Source organism: Nonomuraea sp. NBC_00507, from assembly GCF_036013525.1.
Lineage (GTDB): Bacteria > Actinomycetota > Actinomycetes > Streptosporangiales > Streptosporangiaceae > Nonomuraea.
The window spans coordinates 5,188,607-5,202,475 of the sequence record NZ_CP107853.1 but is presented as its reverse complement, the minus strand read 5'-3'; the positions used below and the strand labels follow the sequence as shown (position 1 = coordinate 5,202,475).

The window sequence follows — 13,869 nt, the reverse complement described above, 5'->3', positions numbered from 1 at the left end:
GGCGTCAGCCCTGCGGGCCGGGAGGGTTCTGGTCGTGGCCCCGGGGCCTGCCGCGCCGGGACGCGCCACCGTAGCGACGCTGCACCGCGTCGGTCCCCTTCTCGATGTGCCGGTCGTACTTGTGTCCGGTCCGCTCCTTCGCGAACCGCTCGACCCGGTCCAGCAGGTGATCGGCCTGCTTGGAGTGCCCTCTGGCGAAGCTCTCCGCTTTTCTCAGCCATTCCCCGATACGGCTCATGACCGTTCTCCCCGTTCTCGCGACTACCGCTCGCCCCTACCCGAGCGACCGGGACAATCACGGGACCCGCCAGAGCCGGCTGCGCAGATCGCCGCCGGCGAGGCGCACCGCCTTGACCGGGGTTTTGCCGCTGATGGCCTGCTGTTTAGCCTGGTGGAGCGGGTTTGGACGGGCCCTCGTGAGGCAGGGGACCCTCGTGACTGTCACGCTTGCGCTGGCGGGCGACACCATGCTCGGCCGCGGCGTGGCCGACCTGCTGGCCGCGTCCACGGATCCGGACGCGTACCTGTCGGACGGAGTCCGCGAGCACCTCGCCGAGGCCGACGCGATCGTGCTGAACCTCGAATGTTGCATCTCCGACCGTGGCAGCCCCTGGCTCTCGCCCGGCAAGCCGTTCCACTTCCGCGCGCCCCCGCAGGCCGCGGACCTGCTCGCCGAGATCGGTGTCAGCTGCGTCACGCTGGCCAACAACCACGCGCTCGACTACGGCTACGACGCGTTGCTCGACACCCGCGCGCACCTGGAACGCGTGGAGGTCCACGCGGTGGGCGCAGGCGCCGACGAGGCGCAGGCGCGGCAGCCGGTCGTCCTGTCCGTGCGGGGACTGCGCATCGGCGTCATCGGCGCGACCGATCATCCGCTGGACTACGCGGCCCGCCCCGACCGGCCGGGCGTGGCCTACGCGGACCTGTCCTCCGGGGTGCCGTCCTGGCTGACGGACGCGGTGGCCGCGATGCGCGCGGAGGCGGACGCCGTGCTGGTGACGCCCCATTGGGGTCCCAACATGACGGCCGGTCCGCAGCCCTACATCAGCGCCGCCGCCACGACCCTGGTCGATGCCGGAGCGAGCCTGGTCGCCGGCCACTCCGCGCACGTGGTGCACGGCCTCGCGCCGCCGGTCCTGTACGACATGGGTGACTTCCTCGACGACTACATCGTGGATCCCGAGCTGCGCAACGACCTGTCGTTCCTGTTCCTGGTGACGGTCGACGAGCTCGGCCCGGTGCGGTTGCGGGCCGTTCCGCTCAAGCTCGAGTACGCCCGGACCGTCCTGGCCGAGGGGGACGAACGCGCCTGGCTGGGCCGTCGCTTCACCAGTGCGTGCGCGGACTTCGGCGCCAGCGCCATCTGGGAGGACGGCCTGCTGACCGCGGACATGCGCTAACGCGAGTGCGTATGCCCGGCTTGGGTAGTTTGATCCGGGGAAACGGGAAAAGGTCCCGTCATCGCGAGGGGGAGGTGGTGTCACCGATGACCCGCGAGATGGAGAGTCATCCCGACATCATCCGTATGCGGGAAAGGTACGAGGTCGCCGCGGCCAATCCGGCCGTTCAACTGGCGGACGGGCTGACCCTGGTAGCCGGACTGTTCCTGGCGCTGTCGCCGTGGATCGTGGGATTCGTCAACCTCGGATCCCTCACCGTGAACAACCTGGTCACCGGGATCGCCGTCGCGCTGCTGGCGCTGGGCTTCAGCTCGGCATTCGGCCGCACGTACGGCATAGCCTGGACCGCCCCGCTCATCGGCCTGTGGACCATAGTGGCCCCGTGGCTGATCCGGGGCGAGGCCGTCACGGCCGGCGCGATCACCACCAACGTGATCGTCGGCGCCATCATCACCGTCCTCGGCCTGGTCACCGTGGGCATGGGCATGACGAGAAGAAGGCGGTGAGAAACCTGTCCCGGGCCGGATGACCTCCGGCCCGGCCACGTGCGCACTCAACGGCGGGCGAACCTGGCCGTCCAAGGACCGGACAGATCGGTCTCAACCCAGGTCAGCATGTACGGCGGGAGCCGCAGATCCTTGTGCACCGCCACCACCTGCGTCCGGCCTTCCAACGCCTGACGGATGCGGGCCGGGAGTCGCTGCGCGAAGCGCTGGATGACTCCTTGCGAGTCGCAGCCGAGCAGGTAGCCGATCTGCACGCCGTTCTCCCCGTAGATCAGGCACGGCGGACGCACCCCCAGACTGCGAAGCTCCGCCGCGGCCCGGCCGATGTCGTCCCTGCCGTGACGGTTGCCGACTCCATGCCCGTAGGCGTACGCACCCTGGAGCCCCAGGTGCGCCAGCAGTCCGGCGATCACCGCCACGGCGACGAGGCGGCGCAGCCGCAGTCCCGCCACCGCCGCCTCCGCCACCGGCAACGACAGCAGCGCGTACGCCGGCGTCAGAAAGCGCGGCGCCGCGTAGTCCACGTAGAACAGGTACGGCAGCGCCATCGCCACACCAGTGCCCGCGGCCAGGAGCATCGGAGGCAGCCGGTGCTCACGCCAGGCCACCCACAGGCCGAGCGCGGCCATCATGGGGATGGCCAGCCACCAGATGAGCGCCACCGGGGAGACCGGGCCACAGTCGGCGCCGAACCGGCACAGCGTAGGCCCGTCAAGCGCCCTGGCGTGCTCGAGGAACGACACGCTCCATCCCATGGCGTTGTGCTCGCCCGCGTCCCGCAGCCGGGTCGCGAACCCGCCGAAGCTCGCCTGCGCCTCGATCGCCCACTGGCCCCACCCCACCGCCAGTCCGGCCACGATGGCGGCCAGCACGGCCGGCAGGCGGCGGGGCACCAGGGCGAGCGCCCCCACCGCCAGGGCCGCCGCGGCGACCAGCGCGTCGGATGGCCGCATCAACGACATGACGGCCAGCGTTGCCGCCAGCCCCACCGGTGCCGGCCGGGAACGCCCGGCCAGGACGAGGAAACCGGTGGCCGCGACGGCGGCCAGCGCGACGTACAGGTTGGGCATGGCCTGGTTGCCGTAGAACACCGTCAGCCAGCAGCCGCCGAACAGCAGGGCGGCCAGCGGCACCACATGATCGGCCCGCACCCGCAGGCAGACGTAGAACGCCCCGAACAGGGCCGCCACCGAGAGCACCGTCAGATACAGGCGCAGCACGAACACCGAATCGGTCACCGCCACCACGGGGGCGACCAGGAGCGGCACGCCCCGCGCCCGTGGTGCGCTGAACACGGCAGGCGGCGCGTGCGGGGCGACCTGGCTGGCGTACACGGCCTCGTCCCACCCGATGCCCAGATACGGCGAGACGAGCAACAGCTGGGCCACGCCGTACAGGACGCTCACCCCCGCCAGCAGCACGACCGGGCGCACGGCGGGCTCGGGGGCGGCAAGGGCCGCGCCAGGACGCGGGACCGTCACCGCGGGAGAACGACGCCACACGTCCACGACAACCCCCACAACCAGGGCCTGGGCGAACATATCCGCTGTTCACAGGGCATTTCGCCGGGCGGCCCACCACTGATCTGGAATCTGCTGGGTAGGGGTGCCCTGAAAATCCCATCCTTCTTCTCAGGGAGGCGAAAAAGAATGGGCACAACGCAAGGCAAGACGGTTCAGGACGTGATGCACCAGGGAGCGCAGTGCATCGGCGCGAGCGACAGCCTGCGCCGGGCCTCGCAGATGATGCGCGACCTGGGGGTCGGCGCGTTGCCGATCTGCGGTGACGACGACCGGCTCAAGGGCATCATCACCGACCGGGACATCGTGATCAAGTGCTGCGCCGAGGGCAAGGACCTCGACCGGACCACGGCAAGCGAACTCGCCCACGGGCTGGTCTGGGTGGATGCCCACAGCAGCGTCGAAGAGGCGCTGCAGAAGATGGAGAAGCACCAGATCAAGCGCCTGCCGGTGATCGACAACCACCGGATCGTCGGTATGGTCAGCGAGTCGGACCTGGCGAAGGAACTGCCGGACAACAAGCTCGCCGAGTTCGTCCACCGGGTCTACGCGCCGTCGTGATACGGAGGTGCACCAGCACGTTCATCAACGGGTTGGTGCGCCCCGCAACCCCCCACTCCCCGAACGAGCGGCCTAGTGAGGCGTCTTCCCGAGGAGCTCGTGGGCCTTGGCCGCGTGATCGGAGTCGACGAGGACCTCGTACTTGTCAGCGACCAGGCCGGATTCCGAGACGAAGTCCCGGCGACCGCCGTGCACCGAGTGGGCGATCAGGCCGAAGATCGCTCCGGCCACCGCACCCCACAGCAGCCCGTACAGCACCAGGGCTATCTGTGGCATGGCCGTGGCCGTGAAGATCGCGAAGAACAGGCCGATGAGGAGCCCGAACCAGGCTCCGCTCAGCGCGCCCCAGCCGGCCGCGCGCAGGTACGTCATGCGCGCCACGACCTGCTCGATCGAGCGGAGCCCGACACCGACGATGAGTGTGCCCTTGACGGGGAACCCGTGGTCGGACAGGAAGTCGACGGTCTTCTGGGCTTCCTGGTAACTGCGATAGGTCGCGATCGGTTCCTTGTTGGTCGTGATGAGAGTCGACGACACCATGTGAGACACGGCTCCTCCTCTCCTCCCCATGCCAAGACATGCGGAGACGTCCTGTGCCTACAGTTTCGACCCTGCTCCTGGCGCTTCCCGGCCACATCCCCCAGACGTGTAGTCAGCCCCGTCTTCCTTCCCGCGCCCGGCCGGGGTCGACCCGCCCCTGCGCGACCGCGAGACGTGCGAGCTCGACGCGCGAGTTGATGCTCAGCTTGCGGTAGACCTGCCGCAAATGGAACGTGACCGTGTGCACGCTGATGAACATCTGCTCGGCGATCTGCCGGTTGGTCCAACCGTCCACGACCAGCAGGGAAACGGTGTGCTCGGTCTCGGTGAGGCTGTCCCAGCCTGAGTCCGGCCGTTTGGCGGAGTTCCAGTGCCGGTGGCGTACCCCCATGCCGCGCAGCCGCTGCCGGATGCGGGCAGCGTCCCTGACGGATCCCGTCTCGACGTACCCCGCGAGGGCGCGCTCCAGGCTGCCGGCCGCCTCCTCACGCTGCCCGGCCTTCTCGAGCGCCACGCCGAGATCCTCCTCCGCGGAGGCGCGCGCCCACGTGTCCACGGCCTGCCCGGCGGCCAGCGCGAGAGCGTCCCGGTCGCCGTCGAGCAGGCCCCGGGCGTGCGCGGCGGACGCGGCGAGCGCGGGGAACCCCGTGTTGGCCCGGCTGATTGCTTCCGCCGCGGCGGCAGCGGACTCGGCCGCCGATCGGTCGCCCGCGCCGAGCGCGACCCTCACCAGCCACGGGGCGGCCGTCGGCTCCATGGCGAGCGCCAGCGGGCGGGAGAGGCCGGCGAGCAGGGTCATGGCGCTATGCGGGCCGTCGCGGGCCTCGGTGATCTGCGCGGCCAGCAGGGCGTGACGGGTACGTGACTCCAGCGATCCCTCGGGCGGCTCGGCGACCTGTCGTGCCGCCTCGCGCAGGTCGCCACGCCGCAGCGCCACGGCGGCCAGCACAGCCCCGGCCACCATGCCTGCCCTCGTGCCGGGCGCCGAGCCGGGCGCCGAGCCGGGCGCAGAGCCGGGCGCAGAGCCGGGCGCCGAGCGTGCCACCGTGGCAGTCAGGGGCGTGTCGAGCGCTCCGGCGAGGTCCAGCGCGCGCTCGGCCTCGCCTGCCGCGCTGTCGAGCCGGCCCGCGGCCAGCTCGGCGCGGGCTTCCAGCGCCGAGGCGTCCGCGGCCCAGGCCAGATGGCCGCCGGCGAACATCTCTTTACGTGCCTGCCGGAGCATGGCCCTGGCCTCGTCGAGCCGGCGGACGTCCGTGAGGATGGCGGCCGTGGTGAGGCGCACTTCGTAGCGGTCGCCCTCCTTCAGCCGGCCGGCGTCCTCGGCCAGCGCCAGCGCGTCCGCGAACCTGCCTTCCTCCCGTGCGGCCGTGGCGAGGGCGATCAGCGCGGCGGCCGTGGCCGCGGGACCGTGCCGGGACCGCTCCTCGACAACCTCACTCGCGTACGCCGCCGCGGCGCCGCCGCTTCGCTTCCGCGTGACGGCGTACAGCCGGACGAGGATGGCCCGGTCGCGGACGTGCTGGGGCAGGCCGGGAACGGCCAGCACCGTCTCGGCCTCCCTGACCGCCTCCTCACCCCGCCCGCTCAGGTACATGATCTCCGACAGCAGGGATCGCAGCTCGGGCATGCCGGGCAGGGTGCCGGACTCGGACACGTCGGACAGGGTGCCGGACTCGGACACGTCGGACAGGGTGCCGGACTCAGACACGTCGGACAGGGTGCCGGACTCAGACACGTCGGACAGGGTGCCGGACTCAGACACGTCGGACAGGGTGCCGGACTCAGACACGTCGGATACGGAGCCGTGATCGGCGAGGCGCCTCCTGACCACCCGCTCGGCCTCTCGCAGCCGCCCTGCGGCGATCGCGGACTCCATGGCGGCGACGGCCGGTCCCGCCACGGCGGGACCGGTCGTCTCCTCGATCACGCCGAACTGCTCATGCAGCGCCTGCCGCACGGGCGGCGGGACCCACGCGGCGACGACGTCCCCGACCAGTTCGTGGCGGAAGGCGAGGCCGTGCGCGGTCACGACGAGGACGCCCGCCGCCGTGGACTCTTCCATCGCCGGGAGCAGCCCGGCCGGCGTGGTGCCCAGCAGCGACGCGGCGTGCTGGAGCGACAGCGAGCCGCCGAGCACCGCGGCAGTCTCCACCAGGCTCCTGGCCTCCGCGCTCAGCGGGTCGATCCAGCTCCGCACCACGGCTCGCAGCCGGGCCGGCAGAGGCGCGCCCGGCCCGGCCGTCCCGAGCAGGCCTTCGTCGCGGAGTCCGGTGAGGAGTTCGATGATCAGCAGCGGATTGCCGCCGGCGCTCGCCACGAGCGCCTGCGTGGCCGCGTCGGGACGTTCCCCGAGGGTGTCCGCGGCCAGCGCCGTGGCGGCATCCGTGGAGAGCGGGGCGAGTGTCGTCCGCGCGGCTCCATGCCGCTCCAGCAGGTCGAACAGCGCGGCCGCAGGACCGGCTCGCACCGCGGTCGAGCGGCTCAGCAACCAGCCGACGGGCCGGTCGGCGAGGAGGCCGTGCAGGGTGTGGAGGGTTATCAGCGTCGCCGGGTCCGCGCGGTGCAGGTCGTCGAGCACGGCCAGGACCGGCGCCCTGGCGTGGAAGGCCGTCTTCAGCCGGTCCAGCAGCCGCGTTCCTGAGCCGACGGGCGCGGCGTCGTCGGGCTCGGCGCCCAACTCGAGCGCCTCCAGCAGCACGCCGCACGGAACGAGCTCCCCCAGCACCGCCACACCGCTCCGCACCACGGCGATGCCCCGCGCGGAGGCCGCGGCGGCGGCCTCGCCGAGCAGGCGGCTCTTGCCCGCGCCCGGCTCGCCGTCGACCAGGAGGGTCCCGCCACGCCGGCGCAGCGCGCGCAGCAGGCCGTCGACGTGGCGCCATTCACGTTCGCGTCCCCGCATGTCGCTGCCTCCGATGAAGCGCTTTCCTGGACCGGTACGGGAAAATCTCATGCCTCTCAAGATCTTTAACACCCGCGGTACTACGTACCTGGGGGATATGGCCTCGGCGGGCAGCCTCCTTTTCTCTAATCTGTCGTCATGAAAGACCCCGAGAACAAAGTCGCCGTCATCACCGGCGCGGCGAGCGGCATCGGGCGGGGAATGGCCGAGGCGTTCGCCGCAGTGGGGATGCGTGTGGTGCTGAGCGACGTGGAAGAGCCCGCCCTTCACGCCACGGCGGCCGAGCTGTGCGATGGGGGCGCCGATGTGCACGCCGTGCCGGCCGATGTCTCACAAGCGCCTGACGTCGCCGCGCTCGCCGAGTCCGCGCTGCGGAAATACGGCACCGTCAACGTATTGTGCAACAACGCGGGCGTCCACACCGGAAGCAGGCCGAGCTGGGAGAGCACGCTGGACGACTGGGCGTGGATTCTGGGCGTGAACTTGATGGGCGTCGTGCACGGAATCCGCACCTTTCTCCCCGTCATGATCGAGCAGGGCGAGGATGCGCACATCGTCAACACCGCATCCATAGCGGGTCTGCTGACGGGCGGCTCGTTGTACGGCGTATCAAAATCGGCCGTCATCGCATATTCAGAAACTGTTCATTTGGAACTCATCGGCGGCGGCTTCAAACCGCGCATATCGGTGCTGTGCCCCGGCGTGGTCAGCACGAACATCTTCAATTCCCACCGCAACCGGCCGGCCAGATTCGCCGAGGCCGGCCCGTTTCCGTCCGGCTGGTCCGAGGACGCCGCCCGGCAGGGGTTCGCGCTCGGCCTCAGCCCGCGAACCATCGGCGAGGAGGTGCTGCAGGCGATTCGCGAGGAGCGCTTTTACATCCTGACGCATCCCGAATACGCCGGACACATCGAGCACCGGATGACGCAGATCATCCACGGCGAAAACCCCACGCTGCTGCCCATGCCGGGCAGCTGATCGGCGGGCTGGACACCTTTGGCCCGGCATGATCACAATGAGGCTCCTGCTCCTTACGAAGGGCGGTCCATGAACGTCCGCGACCCGCTCACCGGCCGGATCGAGCGGCCGCTCGATCCGGTCCCGCCCGACCGGCTCGCCGCCGTCGCGGCGGAGCTGCGCGCGATGACCCCGGCCTGGCGCGACACCGACCGCGGCACGCCGCTGTCGCGGTTCGGCGCCGCGCTCGCCGCCGACGACGAGTTGCTCGCCGCGCTGGTGGCCGACACCGGCAGGGTGGCGGAGTCGCTGCTGGAGCGGCAGATCGTGGCCGGCCTGATCGACCGGTGGGTACGCCAGGCGCCCGCCCTCCTGGCGCCGCCTGCCGACTTCCCCGCCTCGTTGCCCGGCGTGGTCGTGGGCGGCGACGCGGTGCCGTACGAGCTGGTCGGGGCGATCACCCCGTGGAACTTCCCGCTGCTGCTCGGCCTCATCGACGCCGTGCCCGCGCTGGCCGCCGGGTGCGCGGTGGTGGTCAAGCCGAGCGAGGTGACCCCCAGGTTCATCGAGCCGCTGATGCGGCTGGTGCCGGACGGGTTGCCGCTGCGGGTCGTCGAGGGCGACGGCGCGACGGGGGCGGCGCTGGTGGATCTGGTGGACGCCGTGGTGTTCACCGGCAGCGTGCCGACCGGGCGGCTGGTGGCGCAGGCCGCCGCCCGCGCGTTCGTGCCCGCGTACCTGGAGCTTGGCGGAAAGGATCCGGCCATCGTGCTGGCCGGAGCGGACCTCGACCGGGCGGCCTCGGCGATCCTGTGGGGCGGCACCGCCAACGCCGGGCAGTCCTGCCAGTCCATCGAACGCGTCTACGTGGCCAGGCAGGTCCATGACGAGTTCTTGGCGCTGCTCGTGGGCAAGGCCGCCCAGGTCGGTCTGACCTGCGAGGGCGGGCCCATCGGGCCGATCATCGCGCCTGAGCAGCCGGACGTGCTCGCCGCGCACCTCGCCGATGCCGTGGCCAAGGGTGCGATCGTGCACACGGGCGGGGCGATCGAGCGGCACGGCGGCGGCCACTGGTGCCGCCCGACCGTGTTGTCCAGGGTCGATCACACGATGCTGGTGATGACGGAGGAGACGTTCGGCCCGCTGCTGCCGGTCATGGCCGTGGACGGCGTGGACGAGGCGGTCGCGCTGGCCGACGACTCGGTGTACGGGCTGTCGGCCGCGGTCTTCGCCGCCACCGAGGAGCAGGCCAGGGCCGTGGCGGCCCGGCTGCACGCCGGGGCGGTCAGCGTCAACGACGCCTCGCTGACCGCGCTCGTGCACGAGGGCGAGAAGCACTCCTTCCGGCTGTCCGGGCTCGGCGGCTCCCGCATGGGCCCCGCCTCCATCAGCCGGTTCCTGCGCCGCCGCGCCTTCCTGGTCAACCGATCCGACGCCGCCGACCCGTGGTGGCACGCGACGAAGGGGTAACGAATGGGACTGCGGGCGGACATGCCGCTGCTGGCGCGGCACGAGGGCGAGTGGGAGGGCGAGTACCTGCACCTCGGCCGCGACGGGAGCCTGCTCGACCGGCACCGCGTCCAGATGACCTGCCGCATCGTCGGCGACGCCGCCTACCACCAGGTCAACCGCTACACCTGGGACGACGGGCGCACCGAGGTGCATGAGTTCCCCGGCACGTACCTCGGCAGGGGGCGGTGCGGGTTCGACACCGAGCGGCTCACGGGCGTGTTCTGGGAGGTGGACGACAGCACGATCTACCTCACCTGGCGGTACAAGGGGCAGCCGCTCCGGCTGTTCGAGATGATCGTGCTAAGCGCGGACGGCAGGTCGCGCAGCCGGGTCTGGCAGTGGCTGGAGGACGGCGTGTGCGTGCGGCGGACCCTGATCGACGAGAGGCGCGTGGCATGACGGCCTTCACCGCTCTGGCGCTGCAGGTGCGGACGAAGGCCATCAACGGCGCCGACGATCCGCGGGCCGAGATCCGCGCCGCGATCGATCGCATCGGCGCACAGGTCGGCGGCTCGAAGGCGTGGCTCGGGCCGGGCCTGCGGCTGGTGGTGTTGCCCGAGTACGTGCTGACTGGATTTCCGATGCGGGAGACCTTCGCCGAGTGGCGGGAGCGGGCCGCGCTCGATCCCGGCGGCCCCGAGTACCGGGCGCTCGCCGGGATCGCCGTCACGCACGACGTGTTCCTGTGCGTGAACGCCTACGAGCGGGACGAGCACTTCCCCGAGTTGTACTTCCAGGCGTCGGTGATCCTCTCCCCCGCCGGCAAGGTGGTGCTGCGCTACCGGAGGCTGCACTCGATGTTCACGCCGACGCCGTACGACGTGTGGGGCGACTACGTGGAGATCTACGGCATGGACGCCGTGCTGCCGGTGGCCCGTACCGAGATCGGCAACCTGGCGGTCCTGGCCTCCGAGGAGATCCTCATGCCCGAACTGGCCCGCGCGCTCACGTTGCGCGGGGCCGAGGTGTTCTGCCACCCAACCTCCGAGGCGTCGTCCCCGGCCCTGACACCGAAGGCGATCGCCCGCCGCGCCCGGGCGGTGGAGAACCTGGCCTACGTGGTGTCGGCCAACACCGGCGGCCTGACCGGCATCGCCATCCCCGGCGACTCGACCAACGGCGGCTCCGAGCTGATCGACCACGAGGGGCGGGTGCTCGCGCAGGCCGGCGCGGGCGAGTCGCTGGTGGCCGCGGCGGAGCTCGACCTCGCCGTGCTGCGCCGGGCACGGTGGCGGCCCGGCATGGCCAACCTGCCGAGCCGGGTGAAGACCGGGTTGTGGGCCGAGGAGTACGCCAGGCACGACGGCGAGCGACCCGGCGGCCTGGCCGGCGGCGCCAAGGACCGCGCGTGGTTCCGCACCCGGCAGGCCGAGACGATCGAGCGGCTCTACGACTGACCGCGGGCGCCGCGGTGCCAGGACAACACCAGCCGCTCCACCCCCACGAACGCGGTGTTGAGCGCGATGCCGAGCAGCCCGAGCAGCACGATCACAGCCCACATGGCGGGGATGTCGAACTGGCTGTGCGCCTCCAGCATGCGGTGGCCGATGCCTTCGCTGCTGCCCACCAGCTCCGAGATGACCATCATGATCAGCGCCAGGGACACGCTCAGCCGCAACCCGGCGAAGATCTTCGGGGCGGCGGCGGGCAGGATGATCCGGGTGAGCCGCTGCCAGGCACTCAGCCGGAAAACCGTGCCGGTCTCGATGTACTGGAGGTCGACGTGGCGGGCGCCGTCCATGGAGTTGATCAGCACCGGCCAGATGACGCCGTACACGATCGCGGCCAGCTCCATCGGGGTGCCGATCTTGAACAGCAACAGGAAGACCGGCAGCAGCGCCGCCGGCGGCACCGACCTGCCGAAGTGCACCAGCGGCTCCACCAGCGCCGACAGCAGGTATGAGCGGCCGAGCGCCACCCCTGCCAGAACGCCGGCCGCGCACGCCATGGCCCAGCCGGCGAACAACCTGGCCAGGCTCGGCAGCAGGTCGGCGACGGCCTCGTCGGTCAGGAACACCCGTCCGATCGGCCCGGAGAACCACATCTCATGCAGCCTGGCCACGATCCGCGACGGCGGCGGGAAGTAGGCGGCCTGCGTCTCCCGCGTGGCCAGCTCCCAGGCGATGACGGCCACGGGCAGCAGCCAATACCATCCCAGCCGCGACCAGACCGGCTGCCGGGTCATGCGGCCTCCCCCGTCCGGGCTTGGTGCCAGCGGAACACGCGCCGCTCGGCGGCCGTGAACAGCAGGTTGGCGGCCAGCCCGATGAGACCGGCCCACACGACCGCCGCGAACACCCGATCGGCCCGGTTCGCGCTGCCCGCCAGCGACTGGAACGCGCCGATCCCGCCCCCACCCGGCGCCAGCAGCTCCACGCTCACCGCCACGATGAGGGTGACGGACACGGCGATGCGCACGCCGGTGGCGATGAACGGCGCCGCACTCGGCAGGCTCACCCGCAGCACCACCGCCAGCGGGCCGAAGCCGAAGCTCCGCAGCGTGTCCTTGGCCAGCGGGTCGACGTCGCTCAGGCCGTACAGCGTGTTGATCAGCACCGGCCACGAACAGGTGTAGAAGACCAGCGCCGTTTTGGCGTCGTGGCTGGCCGGGAAGACGAACACAGCCACGGGGATCAGCGACACCGACGGGATCGGCCGCAGGAACTCCACCAAAGGCCGCGTCGAACGCTCCAGGAACGGCACTGAGCCGAACAGCAGCCCCGCCGGCACGGCAACCGCGACGGCGATCGCCAGCCCGTTCAGGCAGGCCGCCAGCGTGGCCAGCACGTCGGCGCGGAACTGCTCGTCCGCTGGCAGCCGCGCCGCCGTCACCAGCACATCCGACATGTACGGCATCACGTCGGGAACGAGCCCGGTCCGTCCCGCCAGTTCGGCGACGGCGAGGAACCCTATGACGCCGACGGCCCCCAGGATCCCCCGCTCCAGGCGCCCGCCGGTCATCCGCTCATCGGCGCGAACAGCTGCGCCACGTCCGCCTTCGCCTTGAGGTAGCCGTAGCCGTGCAGCAGGTCGGCCAGCTTCTGCACGCTGGCCGTGTCAGCCTGCATCGAGAACGTGCCGAGCGTCATGGCCGCCGCCGCGTCCGCCGGGATCTGTGTGTACGTCGGCACGACCTCGTCGATCGCCTTGCGGTCGGAGCCGGCGATCTGCTGAGCCTTGGCCAGCGCGCGGTGCAGGGCGGCGGCCGTCTTCGGGTTCTTGGCCAGCCAGTCCTCGCTCACGCCCCACCCGTCGATCGGCACGCCGGCCGTGACGCCGGAGGTGGTGTCGATGATCTGAGTGGCGCCGCCCTTCTTGGCGGCGGTCAGGAACGGCTCCACCAGCCAGGCCGCGTCCACCTTGCCGGAGGTCAGCGCGCTGAGCTGGTCGGCGAACGGCACCTGGACGTACTTGGCGTCCTCCGGCTTGAGCCCCGCCTCCTGCAGGTGGGCGTTGGTCAGCGTCTGCCCGAGCGCCTTCAGCACGTTGACCGCGATCGTCTTGCCCTTGAGGTCGGCGGCCGTCTTGATCGGCGAGTCCTTGGCCACCACGACGCCTGCCACGTTCGGGGCGGCCTCCTGGCTGTGCTGGAAGAGCTTCAGTTTGGCCGCGCCCGAGTCGTTGATCGCCATCAGCGACACATAGCTGGTCAGAAAGGCGTCCATGCTGCCGTTGAGGATCTTCGGCATGACCGCCTGCGGCGCCTGGATGATCTCGGTCTTGACGGTCAGCCCTTCCTCCTTGAAGAATCCCCGCTTCTCCGCGATGAACAACGGCGCCGACGACGGCACCGGCACCACGCCGATCAAGAGTTGTGTCTTCTCCAAGCCGCCGGTGGACGCGGCGCCGCCCGTGGCGGCACCGCCTCCTCCTCCGCACGCGCTCAGTGTCAGCGCCACCGCCATGCCCGCGACGACGATCCTGGCCAGCTTCATGCCACTGCCTTCCTTGGTGGAGCGCGCCACGCG

14 protein-coding genes are annotated in these 13,869 nt (G+C 71.2%); 7 read left to right on the top strand and 7 right to left on the bottom strand.

Going from position 1 to position 13,869, the window contains the following annotated elements:
- Positions 1-4: 4 nt before the first annotated feature.
- Complete coding sequence (locus tag OHA25_RS25345) at positions 5-238, bottom strand: antitoxin (protein ID WP_305915255.1); 234 nt, start codon at positions 236-238, stop codon at positions 5-7.
- A gap of 196 nt (positions 239-434) precedes the next feature.
- Here OHA25_RS25345 and OHA25_RS25340 point away from each other — a divergent pair, with 196 nt between their 5' ends.
- Together OHA25_RS25340 and OHA25_RS25335 are read left to right on the top strand one after the other, a co-directional pair.
- Positions 435-1,403 carry a CapA family protein gene (locus OHA25_RS25340; protein WP_327589993.1) on the top strand — a complete coding sequence of 323 codons (969 nt, stop codon included), beginning with the start codon at positions 435-437 and terminating at the stop codon, positions 1,401-1,403.
- A gap of 86 nt (positions 1,404-1,489) precedes the next feature.
- Complete coding sequence (locus tag OHA25_RS25335; RefSeq protein ID WP_327589992.1) at positions 1,490-1,909, top strand: SPW repeat protein; 420 nt, start codon at positions 1,490-1,492, stop codon at positions 1,907-1,909.
- 47 nt (positions 1,910-1,956) lie between these two features.
- Here the strand turns inward: OHA25_RS25335 and OHA25_RS25330 are convergent, their stop codons facing one another.
- Complete coding sequence (locus tag OHA25_RS25330) at positions 1,957-3,417, bottom strand: hypothetical protein (protein WP_327589991.1); 1,461 nt, start codon at positions 3,415-3,417, stop codon at positions 1,957-1,959.
- Positions 3,418-3,558: 141 nt separating this feature from the next.
- Here OHA25_RS25330 and OHA25_RS25325 point away from each other — a divergent pair, with 141 nt between their 5' ends.
- Positions 3,559-3,990 (top strand): CBS domain-containing protein, encoded by a 432-nt coding sequence (locus tag OHA25_RS25325; RefSeq protein WP_305915259.1) that lies wholly within the window; start codon positions 3,559-3,561, stop codon positions 3,988-3,990.
- Between the two features lie 72 nt (positions 3,991-4,062).
- Here OHA25_RS25325 and OHA25_RS25320 read toward each other — a convergent pair whose 3' ends face one another.
- Together OHA25_RS25320 and OHA25_RS25315 are read right to left on the bottom strand one after the other, a co-directional pair.
- Complete coding sequence (locus OHA25_RS25320; protein WP_327589990.1) at positions 4,063-4,530, bottom strand: general stress protein; 468 nt, start codon at positions 4,528-4,530, stop codon at positions 4,063-4,065.
- A 112-nt stretch (positions 4,531-4,642) separates the two neighbouring features.
- Positions 4,643-7,483, bottom strand: coding sequence for a helix-turn-helix transcriptional regulator (locus OHA25_RS25315; protein ID WP_327589989.1), 2,841 nt, complete (start codon positions 7,481-7,483; stop codon positions 4,643-4,645).
- Positions 7,484-7,570: 87 nt separating this feature from the next.
- Between OHA25_RS25315 and OHA25_RS25310 the strand changes: the two genes are divergently transcribed.
- The 4 genes from OHA25_RS25310 to OHA25_RS25295 all read left to right on the top strand — a co-directional run bounded on the left by OHA25_RS25310 (position 7,571) and on the right by OHA25_RS25295 (position 11,298).
- Entirely contained in the window at positions 7,571-8,410 is an 840-nt protein-coding gene (locus OHA25_RS25310; RefSeq protein WP_327589988.1) for an SDR family NAD(P)-dependent oxidoreductase, read from the top strand.
- Positions 8,411-8,479: 69 nt separating this feature from the next.
- Entirely contained in the window at positions 8,480-9,859 is a 1,380-nt protein-coding gene (locus tag OHA25_RS25305; RefSeq protein ID WP_327589987.1) for an aldehyde dehydrogenase family protein, read from the top strand.
- A 3-nt stretch (positions 9,860-9,862) separates the two neighbouring features.
- Positions 9,863-10,300 carry a hypothetical protein gene (locus tag OHA25_RS25300; RefSeq protein ID WP_327589986.1) on the top strand — a complete coding sequence of 146 codons (438 nt, stop codon included), beginning with the start codon at positions 9,863-9,865 and terminating at the stop codon, positions 10,298-10,300.
- Complete coding sequence (locus OHA25_RS25295; RefSeq protein ID WP_327589985.1) at positions 10,297-11,298, top strand: nitrilase-related carbon-nitrogen hydrolase; 1,002 nt, start codon at positions 10,297-10,299, stop codon at positions 11,296-11,298. Before OHA25_RS25300 ends, OHA25_RS25295 begins: the two co-directional genes overlap by 4 nt.
- Here the strand turns inward: OHA25_RS25295 and OHA25_RS25290 are convergent.
- Genes OHA25_RS25290 through OHA25_RS25280 form a run of 3 tightly spaced genes read right to left on the bottom strand, consistent with a single transcriptional unit; the run spans position 11,289 to position 13,836 of the window.
- A complete protein-coding gene (locus tag OHA25_RS25290; RefSeq protein WP_327589984.1) occupies positions 11,289-12,086 on the bottom strand; it encodes an ABC transporter permease in 798 nt (265 codons plus the stop codon). The genes OHA25_RS25295 and OHA25_RS25290 overlap by 10 nt on opposite strands.
- A complete protein-coding gene (locus OHA25_RS25285; RefSeq protein WP_327589983.1) occupies positions 12,083-12,862 on the bottom strand; it encodes an ABC transporter permease in 780 nt (259 codons plus the stop codon). The genes OHA25_RS25290 and OHA25_RS25285 overlap by 4 nt, the downstream gene beginning before the upstream one ends.
- A complete protein-coding gene (locus OHA25_RS25280) occupies positions 12,859-13,836 on the bottom strand; it encodes an ABC transporter substrate-binding protein (RefSeq protein WP_327589982.1) in 978 nt (325 codons plus the stop codon). The genes OHA25_RS25285 and OHA25_RS25280 overlap by 4 nt, the downstream gene beginning before the upstream one ends.
- Positions 13,837-13,869 lie beyond the last annotated feature (33 nt).